The sequence below is a fragment of the Kribbella sp. CWNU-51 genome, assembly GCF_054073265.1.
This window is the reverse complement of the sequence record NZ_JBSXMZ010000004.1, coordinates 663,639-676,844: the sequence shown is the minus strand read 5'-3', so window position 1 is coordinate 676,844 and position 13,206 is coordinate 663,639. Positions and strand designations below refer to the sequence as shown.

Below are 13,206 nucleotides of genomic sequence, written 5' to 3'. Positions count from 1 at the left end.
ATCCGGTGAAGTACTGCTTCGGTTCCCCGCCCTTGCGTGCTGATCGCTCGGCATTTCCCCTCCTAGCGATATGCGGCATCACGGAACGCTGGGGAGGGCGGTGCGTCGCGAGTCGCACACTCCGAAGAAATCACGGAATCGCCTGTAAGACCAGCGCTTGCCGTCCGATTGCCGGACATTCCGAGACGCGACGAGTCTTAAAATGAGAATGCGAGAAACGCCCGCAACGCGCCCCGCGGGCAGTTCACCCCGCAGGGATGAAGCCGCGACACCCCACCGTTTGCGAGCGTCGAACGCACACGTTGGGAACGGAGTGGGTTCGATGGTCGACGCGACGTACGAAATCCGCGTGGCGGGGGCCGTACCGGAACAGGACCTTCGAGACATGGGCGCCGTGACGCTGGCGGTCGACCAGGTGAACACCGTTGTCTACGGCATCCCCGACCAGTCCGCGCTCTACGGTCTGCTGGCAAGACTCCGTGCCCTGGGCATCGAGGTCGTCGAGGTTCGCCGGATCCTGGACCCTGCCTCACGGTCGACGGAACCGATCGACATCGATCAGGGGGGCGGAGACGATGAAAACACGTGATAGCCGCGGCGCGTCGTACCAGGTGACCGTCCGGGGGGAACTGAAGCCGGCCGTACTCGCGTTCTGCGCCGGCCCGCAGGCCGAACACGAGACGTCCGGAGTCTTCCGGTTGCAGGTCCACGACGATCAGGGCATCGCCGATCTCGCCGCGATGTTGCAGGCCGCGGGCCTCACGATCCTCGGCATCCGCCAGGTCACGCAGTCGGACACACCGTCGCCCGCGAGACTGTCCGCCTGACTTCATCCCGCGCGGGTGATGACTACCGCCCCCAGGCCACGGCAGTGTGGCGGCGAACAGGGCGCGGGGTCGCCACGACCCTGGTGGAGGGATGGAGAGTCATGCCAGACGTAGAAGTTCATGGACCCATCGACTACGTACTCCTCGAGTTCACCGGCAACAAATTGACCGGTCGAGCGGCCGAGGAACTCGTGAACCTCGTCGATCGCGGCATCGTTCATGTGTACGACGTCATGATCGTCGGCAAGCAGGCCGACGGAACCGCCTACGCGGTGGACCTCGCCGAAGCGTCCGGTCAGGCCGGCGGCTTCGCGGACCTCAGCGGCGCCCGGTCGGGAATCCTGGCCGACGACGACCTCGCCGAAGCGGCCGCCGCGATGGAGCCCGGCACCCTGGCGGCACTGATCGTGTACGAGAACACCTGGGCGATCCCGTTCGTCGCCGCTGCCATGGAGTCCGGCGGCCAGATGATCGCCGGCGGCCGCATTCCGGCCGAGGACGTGATGGAAGCACTCGAGGCCCTCGAAAGCCTGGAACCGACGAGTTGAGGAGCCTGACATGCCAGGACTGTTGCGAGGAATAGCGAGGACCGCGGCCGTCGCGGGTACCGCGACGGTTGTCGCCGGTCGGGTCCGGCGGCATCAAGACGAAAAGTTCGCCCAGCGCGACGCCGACACGGCAGCGCAACGCGACCAGGCGTACGCGGAGGACACCGCGCCGCCGGAGGACGCTGCACCGGCGCAGGCCGCTGCGCCACCATCGGACACCACTGCCGACCGCTTGGACCAGCTCAAGACCCTGGGCGAGCTGAAGCAGTCGGGTGTTCTCACGGATGCGGAGTTCGAGGCGCAAAAGGCCAAGATTCTCGCCGGCTGATTCCCCGTCATGACCGAGGAAGTGAGTGGCGTTCCGGCTGGGACGAAGGCCAACCCACGGCTTGCCATCCTGCTCGCGATGGCGATGTTCGTGCTCGTCGTGGACACCTCGATCATGAACGTCTCGATCTCGTCGGTGGTCCACGATCTCGACACGACGGTGAGCGGTGTCCAGTCGGCGATCGCGCTCGAGGCGCTGGTGTCCGCGGCCTTCATCCTGATCGGGAGCAAGGTCGGTGACCTGATCGGGCGCAAGCGCGCGTACCTGCTGGGACTGTGCGGCTACGCGATCGGCGCCTTGGCGATGGCGCTGTCTCAGAGCCTGACGGCGGTCATCATCTTCTGGGCCTTGGTGGGTGGTATCGGGGCATCCCTGCTGCTGCCCGCGATGCAGTCACTGATCCATGGCAACTTCGAAGGCGCGGCTCAGGTTAAGGCCTATGCCCTGGTCGGTGCCGCGGCGGCGCTGGCTGCCGCGGTCGGACCGCTGCTCGGAGGGTTCATCACCACCTACCTGTCCTGGCGGGTAGCGTTCCTGCTCGAGGACGCGGTCATCGCCGTCGTGCTCGTCGGCCAAGGCCTCATCCGGGACGTGCCGTACACCGGGTCCCGGCGGGTCGACGTGGTCGGTGCCATCCTGTCGGTGCTGGGGATGGGTGGCATCGTGCTGGGCATCCTGGTGTGGCAGGAAGGCGGCGAACTCGTTGGTCTGATCCTGGCCATCGGCGTCGTCGGGCTCGTGGCGTTCGGCTATTGGCTGGTGCGGCGCAAGCGCCGGGGCGAGCCGACGCTGATCGACCCGGCTCTTTTCAGCTCCGCCGTCTTCAAGCTGGGCATCTCCCAGCAGATGCTCCAGCAGATCGCCCTGGGCGGCACCATGATCGCGCTGCCGATCTATCTCCAGATGGTTCTCGAGTACAACGCGATGGAGGCCGGCCTCACCCTGGCGCCGCTCTCGCTCAGCATGTTCGGGATGGCGATCCTCGCGGAGAAGAAGGCGGGCGGGCGACGCCCGAGCAGCATCGTCAGGTGGGGATTCCTGCTCCTCGCCGCGGGCCTGGTGGTGCTGATCCCGATCGTGCCCCGGGCCGACTCCGGCTGGCCGCTCATCCCGCCGCTGATCCTCGCGGGACTGGGGCTGGGCCTACTCGTGTCCCAGCTCAACAACTACACGCTGTCGCCGATCTCCCAGGAACGTGTCAGCGAGGCGGCCGGCGTCAACTCGGCGGCGGGCTCGTTCGGACTGTCCTTCGGTCTGGCGTTCGCCGGTGCCATCATGCTCGCGACGCTGTCCTTCACCTTCACCAACATGGCGGAGTCGAGCAGTGTCCTCGAACCGGGCCAGCAGGAGCAGGTCGCCCAAGCGCTGGACGAAGACGCCGAAGTGATGAGCAACACCGAGCTCGAGAAGGTGCTCGTCAAGCAGCCACCGGATGTCCAGGCGGAGATCATCCGGATCAACACGGACGCGCGCCCCATCGCCCTGCAAGCGGCGCTGTGCATTCCGCTCCTCGCGGCTCTCGCCGGCCTGGTGAACTCCTTCCGGATGGCCCGCCAGAAGGATCCGGCGCTCATTCCCCCCGTTGACTGAGGTTGTGCTGGACGGCACCGAGGAGCGTACGAGCAACCAGACCGACGATCACGAGGTCACCGATCATCTGCACTGTGACGATCGTGCGGGCCGCTGATGACACGCCCACGATGTCGCCGAAGCCGACTGTCGCGAAGACGGTCACGGTGAAGTACAGCGCATCGAGCCGGTTCAACGACTCGGAGAAGTTCGACGGCTGGGAACGTCCCAGCAGGAAGTATGTCGTCGCGAAGACCACGAGGAACAAGGGCACCGACGTCGCCAGCGCGCCGAGCGCCCGCAGGCGAGGATAGGGCGAGCTGGCGATCTGGCGGATCTGCCACACCAGCAGGATGGCCACGACGGCGAGCCCGCCGACGAGGATTGCCGTCAAGGAGCCGTTGAGGTGGCTCATGGGCAGGAGAAAGTAGCCGGCGACGATGACCACGGACACCAGCAAAGACTGCAGCAGCGATCTCATGGCGAGGCGGCGGCGCGTCCGCTTGGGGAGCTGGACGTAGTTGTCCGGCGTACTTCTCACAGTCCCAGTGAAGCCCGAACCCCCGCCGGCCGGTTCATCCGGCGTGGGTGATGCTGGCCGGGATACCCCAGGTGTTGGGTGGAACTCTCGCGGATCGGAGCCGGATCACGCGATTCGGCCACGACCGGAGGGGGCAGGGCAGCATGAGTGCACGGAACACGATGGTGACGACACAGACAGCCTCAGCCCCACCGAGAAAGTCCGTCCGCACCACGAGATCAGTTCGCGCCAACGGTGCATCGGTGTCCGCTGCCCGTCGCCTCGCACCGGCCGACCATGCCCGCCTGGGACTCGCAGCGCGGGCAGCGCTGCCGCCGCGGGAGCAGGCGGAGTTGGTACTGCCCGCGGACCGTCCGGATCCTGTGGCGTTGTTCGAGGAGCAGGCTCGGTCCCGCGTTCCCGAACTTGTGCCGGTGCGCCACGGCAGGATGATGGTGTCGCCGTTCGCCTTCTTCCGGGGCAACGCCCTCGGGATGGCCACCGACCTCGGCGTGGCGCCGGTGTCCGGCCTCGGGGTGCAGCTGTGCGGTGACGCGCACCTGTCGAACTTCGGTGTCTTCGGATCGCCCGAACGGCGACTGCTCTTCGACATCAACGACTTCGACGAGACCATCGCCGGTCCGTGGGAGTGGGACGTGAAACGTCTCGCCGCCAGCCTGTCGGTCGCGGGCCGGGACAACGGGTTCTCGCGGAAGGAGCGCCGTAAGAGCGTCCTGGAGACGGTACGGCGCTATCGCGACGCCAGTGCCGAGTTCGCGACGATGCGAGCGCTCGACGTCTGGTATGCGCAGGCCGACATCGATGAGGTCGAGGAGACGCTGCGCAACAAGCTGACCTCGAGCCGAGGCAGGCGTGTCGACCAGACCCTGCTGAAGGCACGCGGCAGCGGAAGTCTCAAGGCGTTCGCCAAGCTCACCGACATCACCGACGACGGGGTCCGGATCAAGGCCGATCCGCCGTTGGTCGTGCCGATCGCCGATCTGCTGCCCGACGCCGGCCGGGCAGAGCTCGAGACCGGGATCAAGGGCCTGCTGAACCTCTACCGCAGGTCGCTGCCGGCCGAGCGGCGGGCACTGTTCGACCAGTTCGAGTTCGTCGACATGGCCCGCAAGGTCGTCGGGGTGGGCAGCGTCGGCACGCGGTGCTGGATCGTGCTGCTGCGCGGACGGGACGACGGCGATCCGCTCTTCCTGCAGGTCAAGGAGGCCGGGCCGTCAGTGCTCAAGGCGAAGGTGCCCGCCACGCTCAGGCAGCGGTCCCGGCCTCGCAACGAGGGGGAGCGCGTGGTGGTGGGTCAACGTCTGATGCAGGCCGCCGGTGACATCTTCCTCGGCTGGCAGCGAGTCGAAGGTATCGATGGACAGCCCCGCGACTTCTACCTCCGGCAACTGCGGGACATGAAGGGCTCGGCCGCAGTGGAGCGGATGGACCCGCGCGGCATGACGATGTACGGCCAGCTGTGCGGCTGGACGCTGGCCCGGGCTCACGCGCGATCCGGCGACCGGATCGCGCTGGCGACCTACCTCAACAGCGACGATGCCTTCCCCGAGGCGATGGTCGAGTACGCCGAGGCGTACGCCGACCAGAACGAACGCGATTACCAGGCGTTCCTGGACGCCATCAAGACCGGCCGCCTGGAGGCCGAGAGCGGACTGTAAGCGTGGTCACGCCGGCGCGCTGGGCCGGGCGTCGCCGGTCGCCGGGTGCTGTCCGGCGGCCAGTTCGGCTTCGAGTTGAGCCACCCGTTCGCGCAGTCGCCGTACCTCGTCGGGTCGCTCACGGCCGGTCCTCCTCCGCTGTGGATAACGGGTCAGACCGCCAGCGCCTTCGCCTTCAGGGTGTCGAACTCCGCCTGCGAGATCTTGCCGCCGTCGAGCAGCGTGCTGGCCTGGGCGATCTGGTCGGCCGGACTGGTCGATCCCGCAACCTGCTTGATGTAGTCCTCCTGCTGCCGCTGAGCAGCCACCCGGCTGGTGACCATCCGCTCCGACATGCCCTTGCCGCGGACGATGACATAGACCAGCGCGGTGATCAGCGGGAAGAAGAGAAGACAGATCAGCCAGATTGCTTTGACCACTCCTGAGGTCTCGGAGTCGCGGAACAGGTCCGTGATGATCGAGAACAGCATCATCAGGTAGGCGACGAAGACGAAGCTGATGATGATGAACCACACAACGTCCCAGAAACTCATTGCGAGCGTCCTTTCTCGGAGCGCGAACACGTGCCTCAACCGTTGCGTCCGATGACCGGACCGTCCTCACCTTTCCTGGATGATCTTCCGGGCTCCGATCCGGAGAATCATGGGCCTGATCGCGCGACCTGTGCTGCGCGGAGGCCGGGGAGGTCTGGACATGGATCAGGAGCTGTTCACGTCGAGCTGGAAGATGATGGTCGCCCGCGGGGCGATCGGGATCGTGATCGGGATCCTGGCGATCGTCTGGCCGATCGAGACCGCGATCGCCCTGATGGTGCTGTGGGGCTTCTGGGCGTTGCTCGAAGGCATCAGCCTGCTGGTGCAGGCGTTCCGGTCCAGCACGCAGGGGAGCCGGCTGGGACGTGGAGTGCTGGGGGTCATCGCGCTGATCGTGGCGTTCTTCGCGATCTTCAGCCCGGATGTGACGGCCAAGACCCTGACCTGGATCTTCGGTCTCTGGCTCATCATTCGCGGGGTGGTCGAAGTCTTCACCGCCTTCAGCAGTTACCGGCTCACACCGCGGTGGCTGCTCCTCCTGGGCGCCGCCCTGTCGATCCTGCTGGGCGTGTTCTTCGTCGTGAACCCCGGGGGTGGCGTCGTCGGGATCGCGGTCTGGCTGGGTCTGATCGCGGTGTGCTGGGGCGTGGTCTTCGTCGTGACCGGCTTCATGCTGCGCCGCGAACACTCCTGGCCGGCGCCCGCCAACCCGGCACCGGCGTGATGACGTCGTTTGCGGACGGAGATCGTCCGGATAACGTCCTAACCTGAGCGCATGGCCAAGACCAAGGTGGTGCCGGGTGAGCTCACCGTCCGACCGCTCACCCCGGAGACCTGGGCCGCCTTCGCGGATCTCGCGGAGCGGCACAACGGAGTGTGGGGCGGATGCTGGTGCACGTTCTTCCAGACGCTGCACGATGAGAAGACGTTCGAGGCGGCGGACAACCGCACACTGAAGGAGCGGTTGGTGGCGGACGGGCGGGCACACGCCGCGCTGGTGTTCGACGGCGACGTCGCGGTCGGCTGGTGTGAGTACGGCGCACCGCAGGAGCTCCCGAACATCAACCACCGCAAGGAGTACGAGGCCGGGCTCGACGAGCCGCCCGACTACCGGCTGACCTGCTTCTTCATCGACCGGCGGTATCGGCGCCAGGGCGTGTCCGCGGTCGCCCTGCGCGGCGCCCTGGAGCTGATCGCGCAGGCGGGCGGCGGGGTCGTCGAAGCGTATCCGCAGGACACCGCCGGCAAGCAGATCACCGCCTCGTTCCTCTACAACGGCACCAGGAGCCTGTTCGAGCAGGCCGGGTTCGCCTACTCCCGGCCCAAGGGCAAGAATCACTGCGTGATGAGTACGACGGTGGCACCGGCATGAAGGCGACCGAGTTCCAGCAAGCTGGCGGCGTCGAGGACTGGCGGGTCCTCGGCAGCGGCGCGAGCACCTGGTTCGACGCGCCGTCGCAGACCGCCGGTGCGGCGCTCGTCGGCCGCATCGCCGACCTGGCGGCCGGCCGGGCGGACCTGGATCTGCGCGCCGGCGGGGTTCGGGTCCAGATCGGTGCTTCCTCCGATCTCGACGTGGAGCTCGCCCGCTCCGTCTCGGCGGCGGCTCAGGACCTGGGGTTGGCTGCGGATCCAGCCACGCTGCAGACCATAGGGTTCGCGATCGACGCCGTGGACAGGTCCTCGGTGATGTCGTTCTGGCGTACGGCGCTGGCCTACGAGCCGGCCGATGACAACGGCCTGGCGGACGCGCTGCGACGGGACCCGCCGATCTCGTTCCACCGCCTCGACCGACCACGACCGCTGCGCAATCGGATCCACTTCGATGTCAGCCGATCGCCCGAAGCGGTGGACGCGGTCAAGACGGCCCTCGGCACACAGGCATACGGCGCGTGGCAGCTCACGCTCGCCGACACCGAAGGGAACGAGGTCGACCTGGTCCCGGGCGGCGAACTCGCGGAGGGGCCGGAGACCGCCGACTGGCAGGTGGTCTTCGGCGCGATGACCTTCTATCCGACGTCCTCGCCCATGCAGGCAGCCGCGCTCGCCACGGCGGTGGCCGGTCTGGCTGATGACGCTGGCGTGCCGCTGCTGGTGGACCTCCGGCCGGACGGCGTCACGATCGACAGCGGCAAGGATCTGTGGGAGGACGACGTGCCTCGCTTCGCGGCGCTCGCCGGTCGGGTCCAGGCCGCGGCGCACGACTTGGCACTCGCCGCGGACCCGTCGCGCCTGCGCTTCGTCCAATTCGGCATCGACGCCGTCGATGTTCCCGCGGTGCGGGACTTCTGGACGACCCTGCTCGGCTACCAGCACGACCCACGGCCGAACGTGTCCGACATCTACGATCCGCGCCGGCTCAACCCGGTGATCATCTTCCAGCAGATGGACGCAGCGGACGAGGAACGGCGCCGGCAGCGCAATCGGATCCACTTCGACCTCGTCGTACCGGACGACCAGGCCCAGGCCCGGATCGACGCGGCCGTCGCCGCCGGGGGACGGATCCTGGCCGAACCGGCTCAGGGTCGCTGCACACTTGCTGACCCGGAAGGCAACGAGGTGGATATCGTCGCCCCGGCGTAGATGACCGTCGCGGCGGCCAGGATGCCGAAGCTCGGAGGCACGTTCGGCACCGCGTAGCTGAGGGCGAGCCCGGCCCACATCTCGGCGACCGCCAGCCCTGCCGACAGGGCGAGAGCCCGGTAGGGACGATCGATGAGGCGCTGCGCGGCACCGGCGGGAGCGGCCAGCAGCCCCAGCATCAACAACGAGCCCACAGCCTGCGTCGCGACGGCCGCACAGGCGCCGGCCAGGGCCAGAAAACCGAGGCCCAGGAGTCGAACGGGTACGCCGCGAGCAGCCGCCACCGCCTCATCGATCGATGCGAACAGCAACGGCCGGGCGATGGCCACGACGATTGCGCAGATGGCGGCCGCGATCGCCGCCGCGGTCACGGCCTGCGAGGCCGACAGCCCGAAGATCGACCCGAACAGCACGTTGACTCCGGCGCCGCCGTTCGCCGCGCTGCGTGAGGTGGTGTAGACCGTGAGGAAGAAGACGCCAAGGCCGAGGATCCAGCTGAACACGCTGCCGATGGCGACGTCATCGGGCCGACCGCGACCGCCGAGTACGCCGAGCAGCAGCGCAGCGCCGATCGTGGCGGCGAAGAGCCCGAACCGTGGATCGACACCGACCGCCAGGGCGGCGAGCGCGCCGGTGAAGGCGACATGGCTCAGCGCATCGCCGGTGAAGACCTGGGCACGCAGGACCAGGAAGTACCCGACCAGGCCGGCCGCGGCGGCGATCGCCGTACCGGCGAGCAAGGCATGCTGAAAGAACGCCGTCATGCCAGAGCCCGTCGACCGGTCAACGCGAGCACGTAGCCGGCAAAGGCGAAGGTGGCCACGTAGAAGCCGATGGGGTACGGCGAGTAGTAGGCGACGATCAGGCCGGCCCAGGTGACCACGAGGGCGATGAGTACTGAAAGGGCCAGCCCGAGCCGTGGGCTCGCGGTGAGCGCCTGGGCCGTTGCGGCCGGCATCACCAGCAGCGCGAACACCAGCAGACTCCCCGTGATCTGACTGGCGCCGGCCACCGCCGCCCCGAGGAGGATCAGGAACACCAAGCCGAGCAACCGCACCGGAACACCACGCCCGGCCGCGACATCCGGGTCGATCGATGCGAAGAGCAGCGGACGCCCGATCGCGGCCAGCAGAGCAAGTACGGCGATGGCCACCGCGAGCAGCATCCAGACCTGAGTCGCCGTGATCCCCAAGAAGCTGCCAAAGAGCAACGCGGTCACGCCGCCCAGCAGTCCCTTGTACAGCGCCGCGAACAGGAAACCGCAAGCAAGCAGGAAGGCCTGGATCGTGCCCGTCAGCGCGGACTCGTGGCCATCGGCGTCCCGCGGGATCATTCCGATGACCAAGGCCGCCGACACACAGAAGGCGAAATAGCCATACGACGCACTGACGCCGACCAGCGTCGCGCCGGCCGCACCGGGAAACCCGACCACGGCCAGCGTGTGACCGGCGAAGCTCTGCCGGCGCAAGACCATGAACCACCCCACCACCGCGGCGGCGACCGCGACGATCGTGCCCGCCCGGAAGGCGTTGACCATGAACGGGAACGTCCACATCTGCTGCAGGTCAGTCATCGGGTTCCACGACCACGCCTGCCCACCGACCGGCATCATCGGGCGTGCGGGGCGGGGGCGTCGGGTTGCCCGACGACCACGAGTCTGCCGTCGGAGGTTCGCAGTACCTCGATCGCTGTGCGGTAGAGCCGCGACAGGATCTCGGACGTGATGATCTGCTCGGGCCGTCCCGCGATGGCGCCGCCCTCGGCCAGGTAGACGACGCGGTCCAGGCGGGACAGGATCGGGTTGATGTCGTGGGCAACCATCATCACCGTCACGCCCTCCTCCCGGCAGATCCTTCCGACCAGGGCGGCCATCGCTGCCTGGTTCGGGAGGTCGAGGCTGTCCAGGGGCTCGTCGAGGAGCATCAGGTCGGGGCGGCGTACGAGCGCCTGGGCGATGAGCAAGCGCTGTTGTTCGCCGCCTGAGCATTGCCCGATCGGCCGGTGCGCATAGGCGGAGGCGCCGACCAGGTCGATAACCTTGGCAACCCGGGCGGCCTTGCGCCGGCGGCCTGGCAGTGGGACGCCCCAGCGGTCGCCGTCCCAGCCGAGTCCGACTACGTCGATGCCACGGATCCGCAGGGAGGCGTCGAAGCTGCGCCGCTGCGGGAGGTAGCCGATCCGGTCGCCGGCCCGCCCAGGTCGCTCGCCGAGCACACGTACGTCGCCCGCAGCCGGCGGCATGATGCCGAGCAGCACCTTGACCAGGGTGGACTTGCCGACGCCGTTGGGACCCAGCACAGCGACGAACTCACCCACACCGACGTCCAGGTCGACCCCCGACCACAAGGTCCGGCCGCCAACTCGCACCGCTGCACCCCGCAACGAGATCGCGGCGGCCGGATGTGTTGCCGCAGACAACGACCACGTCGGTGTTGCCGCTGGCAACCGTGGCTGCGACGACTGTGGCGTGTCGTGTTGCACCGGTGGAAATGGTTCGGCGGTCATTTGGCTGCGGCCTTGGCGAGGGCTTGTTCGATGCCCTCGAGTTGCCGCACCTGCCAGTCCTGGAAGGACACACCGGCCGGAGTCGGGGTCTCGGTGACTCTCGCGACGGGGATGCCCTTGGCCTCGGCCGCCTTCACCTGCGTCTGCACGTCCGGCGTGCTGTTCTGGCTGTTGTAAACGTAGATCTTGATCTGCTTGCCGGCGATCTGCTGATCGATGAGCGACTTGTCCCGCGCGGTCGGGTCGGTGCCCTCGCTGATCGCGCTCAGGAAAGAGTCCGGAGTCAGCATCTTCAGCCCCAGTCTGGCGGCCAGTGGGCTGACGATGGACTCGGAGGCACCGATCGCCGTGCCCGCATACTTCGCCTTGATGCCGGAGATCAATTGGTTGTACCGAGCAAGGGTCTTGGTCTCGTATTCCGTCTTCAGCGCGTCGAAGTCGGCGGCGTCGGCCGGGTCCAGCGACTTGTAGTCGGAGGTGATCTTCTCGATCACCTTGTGGACGTCGTCGGGGGAGTACCAGCGATGCGGGTTCCCGCCCGGCTGGACGCCGACGAGGTCGCCGATCGTCAGGTCGGTGCGGCCGTCGGTGGGATTGGCGGACAGCAACTTGTCCGCCCAGGCGTCGTACCCGATGCCGTTGACGATGGTGTACCGCGCGCCGGCCACGGTCCGGGCGTCGGCGGCGGTCGGCTCGTAGTCGTGCGGATCCGCGTCCGGATTGCTGATGATGTTCGTGACCTTGGCGTGGTCGCCGCCGAGCTGGGACGCGATGCTGCCCCAGAAGTTCTCCGCCGCCACAACCTGAATCGTCCTGCCACTCGTGGACGAATCGGCAACCTCAGGCGCCGCGGTCGAACACGCCGCAGCCGCCACCACAGTAGTGACGGCCAAGGCGAGCCCCGACAGCCGACGTACGACCGAACGGGATGGCACAACGTTCTTCACAACGATCTCCTCGACCGGCCGGTGCTAGCGTAGATGAAAATGACTGTCATAACCATACGCCTCCGACCGCGCGGTGCAACGCCGGGCCGCCCTCGCCGTAAGGTGGGAGTCAGCTGATGGAACGGTGAAGGGACTTTGATGAGCTTCTTCCACCAGGTCCTGCGCACCCACCAATGGATCTACGAGCACACCGACGGATTTCTCGGTCATCACCTGCTTTTCGGCAACCCCACGCTGCTGCTCCGCACGACCGGCCGCCGGACTGGCGAGGTCCGCACCAACGGGCTCACCTACGCCCGCGACGGCGACGACTACCTGGTCGTCGCGTCCAAAGGCGGATCATCCAAACCCCCGGCCTGGCTGGCGAACCTGACAGCCCACCCGCGCTGCGAGATCCAGATCGGCCGCCGCCGGATCCCGGTCACCGCACGCTCGACGCTGCCGGACGATCCCGACTACGCCCGCCGCTGGACGATCGTGAACTCCGTCAACGCCGACCGCTACACGCAGTACCAGACCAGAACCACCCGTCCGATCGCCGTCGTCGAGCTACGTCCCGTGTCTGATGACTGAAGGCTGGCGGCGGGGTCTGATGTAGGGCCTGTACGGCGGGGGCGCCGGTTGGCGTGCGGGCCGAGTTGGTGTGGGCGCTGGGGTGAGCCGGGGAGCGGGCGAGGGCCAGGGCTGGATTCGGTGGCCGATGACTCTGCGACGCAGTGGGGTGGGGGCGAGCCGGCGGAGGAGGGTGCGGAGGCTGGGGTCGACGCCGACCAGGCGGAGGCCGTCGGGGCTGCAGGCAACGATCACGTCGGAGGCACGCACCTGACAGTGCCGGACGTGATGACTGATCGGGACCATGCCGGCGGCCAAGGGCCGGAGAGTAAGACCGACGGTGCACAGGTACAGGGTCCGGTCGCGGACGCCGGCGATGGCGGCTTCGGGGAGGTAGAACAGTCGGCCTTTGGCGCGGACCAAAGCTCCTTGGATCGGCGGCCGGGGGTCGGTCGTATCGGGGCTGACGAGCAGATCGACGAGCCGGCCGACTCGAAGGCCCGTGCGGTCGTAGACGGAGCAGCCGCGGAGGCCGGCGATCGATATCAGCTCACCGGCGATCTGAAGTGGCGGATTGATCTGCTTCTGCTTCATGACCCTGCTCCTCAGGTACGG

The 13,206-nt window shown here is 67.7% G+C and carries 17 protein-coding genes; 10 read left to right on the top strand and 7 right to left on the bottom strand.

Annotation, left to right across the window (positions count from 1 at the left end; translation table 11 throughout):
- Positions 1-322 precede the first annotated feature (322 nt).
- The 5 genes from ACXC9Q_RS05265 to ACXC9Q_RS05245 all read left to right on the top strand — a co-directional run bounded on the left by ACXC9Q_RS05265 (position 323) and on the right by ACXC9Q_RS05245 (position 3,293).
- Positions 323-589 carry a hypothetical protein gene (locus tag ACXC9Q_RS05265; protein ID WP_457055326.1) on the top strand — a complete coding sequence of 89 codons (267 nt, stop codon included), beginning with the start codon at positions 323-325 and terminating at the stop codon, positions 587-589.
- Positions 576-827, top strand: a complete 252-nt coding sequence (locus ACXC9Q_RS05260; protein ID WP_457055325.1) for a hypothetical protein — start codon at positions 576-578, stop codon at positions 825-827. Before ACXC9Q_RS05265 ends, ACXC9Q_RS05260 begins: the two co-directional genes overlap by 14 nt.
- Positions 828-928: 101 nt before the next feature.
- Positions 929-1,375, top strand: coding sequence for a DUF6325 family protein (locus tag ACXC9Q_RS05255; RefSeq protein WP_457055324.1), 447 nt, complete (start codon positions 929-931; stop codon positions 1,373-1,375).
- A gap of 10 nt (positions 1,376-1,385) precedes the next feature.
- Positions 1,386-1,703 (top strand): SHOCT domain-containing protein, encoded by a 318-nt coding sequence (locus ACXC9Q_RS05250; protein ID WP_457055323.1) that lies wholly within the window; start codon positions 1,386-1,388, stop codon positions 1,701-1,703.
- Positions 1,704-1,712: 9 nt separating this feature from the next.
- Positions 1,713-3,293, top strand: a complete 1,581-nt coding sequence (locus ACXC9Q_RS05245; RefSeq protein WP_457055322.1) for an MFS transporter — start codon at positions 1,713-1,715, stop codon at positions 3,291-3,293.
- On the opposite strand, the gene ACXC9Q_RS05240 is transcribed toward ACXC9Q_RS05245, so the two are convergent.
- The gene (locus tag ACXC9Q_RS05240; RefSeq protein WP_457055321.1) at positions 3,274-3,720 is read right to left on the bottom strand and encodes a potassium channel family protein; all 447 of its coding nucleotides are present in this window, start codon (positions 3,718-3,720) and stop codon (positions 3,274-3,276) included. The genes ACXC9Q_RS05245 and ACXC9Q_RS05240 overlap by 20 nt on opposite strands.
- A 335-nt stretch (positions 3,721-4,055) precedes the next feature.
- Here ACXC9Q_RS05240 and ACXC9Q_RS05235 point away from each other — a divergent pair, with 335 nt between their 5' ends.
- Entirely contained in the window at positions 4,056-5,471 is a 1,416-nt protein-coding gene (locus ACXC9Q_RS05235) for a DUF2252 domain-containing protein (protein ID WP_457055320.1), read from the top strand.
- Positions 5,472-5,623: 152 nt separating this feature from the next.
- Here ACXC9Q_RS05235 and ACXC9Q_RS05230 read toward each other — a convergent pair whose 3' ends face one another.
- Positions 5,624-6,004 (bottom strand): PLDc N-terminal domain-containing protein, encoded by a 381-nt coding sequence (locus ACXC9Q_RS05230; protein ID WP_457055319.1) that lies wholly within the window; start codon positions 6,002-6,004, stop codon positions 5,624-5,626.
- 160 nt (positions 6,005-6,164) lie between these two features.
- Here ACXC9Q_RS05230 and ACXC9Q_RS05225 point away from each other — a divergent pair, with 160 nt between their 5' ends.
- From ACXC9Q_RS05225 to ACXC9Q_RS05215, 3 genes are read left to right on the top strand one after another with little or no spacing between them, the layout of a single operon-like run.
- Complete coding sequence (locus ACXC9Q_RS05225; RefSeq protein WP_457055318.1) at positions 6,165-6,728, top strand: HdeD family acid-resistance protein; 564 nt, start codon at positions 6,165-6,167, stop codon at positions 6,726-6,728.
- 51 nt (positions 6,729-6,779) lie between these two features.
- Positions 6,780-7,376, top strand: a complete 597-nt coding sequence (locus tag ACXC9Q_RS05220; RefSeq protein ID WP_457055317.1) for a GNAT family N-acetyltransferase — start codon at positions 6,780-6,782, stop codon at positions 7,374-7,376.
- The gene (locus ACXC9Q_RS05215) at positions 7,373-8,587 is read left to right on the top strand and encodes a VOC family protein (RefSeq protein ID WP_457055316.1); all 1,215 of its coding nucleotides are present in this window, start codon (positions 7,373-7,375) and stop codon (positions 8,585-8,587) included. The genes ACXC9Q_RS05220 and ACXC9Q_RS05215 overlap by 4 nt, the downstream gene beginning before the upstream one ends.
- Here ACXC9Q_RS05215 and ACXC9Q_RS05210 read toward each other — a convergent pair.
- From ACXC9Q_RS05210 to ACXC9Q_RS05195, 4 genes are all read right to left on the bottom strand, one after another.
- Positions 8,524-9,351 carry a metal ABC transporter permease gene (locus ACXC9Q_RS05210; RefSeq protein ID WP_457055315.1) on the bottom strand — a complete coding sequence of 276 codons (828 nt, stop codon included), beginning with the start codon at positions 9,349-9,351 and terminating at the stop codon, positions 8,524-8,526. The genes ACXC9Q_RS05215 and ACXC9Q_RS05210 overlap by 64 nt on opposite strands.
- Positions 9,348-10,160: a metal ABC transporter permease gene (locus tag ACXC9Q_RS05205; RefSeq protein ID WP_457055314.1), complete on the bottom strand. Its 813-nt coding sequence runs from the start codon at positions 10,158-10,160 to the stop codon at positions 9,348-9,350. Before ACXC9Q_RS05205 ends, ACXC9Q_RS05210 begins: the two co-directional genes overlap by 4 nt.
- Before the next feature lie 35 nt (positions 10,161-10,195).
- Positions 10,196-10,954: a metal ABC transporter ATP-binding protein gene (locus ACXC9Q_RS05200; RefSeq protein ID WP_457055313.1), complete on the bottom strand. Its 759-nt coding sequence runs from the start codon at positions 10,952-10,954 to the stop codon at positions 10,196-10,198.
- Between the two features lie 134 nt (positions 10,955-11,088).
- Positions 11,089-12,039 carry a metal ABC transporter solute-binding protein, Zn/Mn family gene (locus ACXC9Q_RS05195; protein ID WP_457055312.1) on the bottom strand — a complete coding sequence of 317 codons (951 nt, stop codon included), beginning with the start codon at positions 12,037-12,039 and terminating at the stop codon, positions 11,089-11,091.
- A 138-nt stretch (positions 12,040-12,177) separates the two neighbouring features.
- On the opposite strand from ACXC9Q_RS05195, the gene ACXC9Q_RS05190 reads away from it, so the two are divergent.
- Positions 12,178-12,612, top strand: a complete 435-nt coding sequence (locus ACXC9Q_RS05190; protein WP_457055311.1) for a nitroreductase family deazaflavin-dependent oxidoreductase — start codon at positions 12,178-12,180, stop codon at positions 12,610-12,612.
- On the opposite strand, the gene ACXC9Q_RS05185 is transcribed toward ACXC9Q_RS05190, so the two are convergent.
- The gene (locus ACXC9Q_RS05185; RefSeq protein WP_457055310.1) at positions 12,589-13,185 is read right to left on the bottom strand and encodes a PRC-barrel domain-containing protein; all 597 of its coding nucleotides are present in this window, start codon (positions 13,183-13,185) and stop codon (positions 12,589-12,591) included. The genes ACXC9Q_RS05190 and ACXC9Q_RS05185 overlap by 24 nt on opposite strands.
- Positions 13,186-13,206: the final 21 nt, after the last annotated feature.

Excerpts from the sequence above, each read along its gene's own strand:
- ACXC9Q_RS05265 (WP_457055326.1), top strand. The coding sequence starts at position 323 with ATGGTCGACGCGACGTACGAAATCCGCGTGGCGGGGGCCGTACCGGAA.
- ACXC9Q_RS05260 (WP_457055325.1), top strand. The coding sequence starts at position 576 with ATGAAAACACGTGATAGCCGCGGCGCGTCGTACCAGGTGACCGTCCGG.
- ACXC9Q_RS05255 (WP_457055324.1), top strand. The coding sequence starts at position 929 with ATGCCAGACGTAGAAGTTCATGGACCCATCGACTACGTACTCCTCGAG.
- ACXC9Q_RS05250 (WP_457055323.1), top strand. The coding sequence starts at position 1,386 with ATGCCAGGACTGTTGCGAGGAATAGCGAGGACCGCGGCCGTCGCGGGT.
- ACXC9Q_RS05245 (WP_457055322.1), top strand. The coding sequence starts at position 1,713 with ATGACCGAGGAAGTGAGTGGCGTTCCGGCTGGGACGAAGGCCAACCCA.
- ACXC9Q_RS05230 (WP_457055319.1), bottom strand. The coding sequence starts at position 6,004 with ATGAGTTTCTGGGACGTTGTGTGGTTCATCATCATCAGCTTCGTCTTC.
- ACXC9Q_RS05225 (WP_457055318.1), top strand. The coding sequence starts at position 6,165 with ATGGATCAGGAGCTGTTCACGTCGAGCTGGAAGATGATGGTCGCCCGC.
- ACXC9Q_RS05220 (WP_457055317.1), top strand. The coding sequence starts at position 6,780 with ATGGCCAAGACCAAGGTGGTGCCGGGTGAGCTCACCGTCCGACCGCTC.
- ACXC9Q_RS05215 (WP_457055316.1), top strand. The coding sequence starts at position 7,373 with ATGAAGGCGACCGAGTTCCAGCAAGCTGGCGGCGTCGAGGACTGGCGG.
- ACXC9Q_RS05210 (WP_457055315.1), bottom strand. The coding sequence starts at position 9,351 with ATGACGGCGTTCTTTCAGCATGCCTTGCTCGCCGGTACGGCGATCGCC.
- ACXC9Q_RS05205 (WP_457055314.1), bottom strand. The coding sequence starts at position 10,160 with ATGACTGACCTGCAGCAGATGTGGACGTTCCCGTTCATGGTCAACGCC.
- ACXC9Q_RS05190 (WP_457055311.1), top strand. The coding sequence starts at position 12,178 with ATGAGCTTCTTCCACCAGGTCCTGCGCACCCACCAATGGATCTACGAG.
- ACXC9Q_RS05185 (WP_457055310.1), bottom strand. The coding sequence starts at position 13,185 with ATGAAGCAGAAGCAGATCAATCCGCCACTTCAGATCGCCGGTGAGCTG.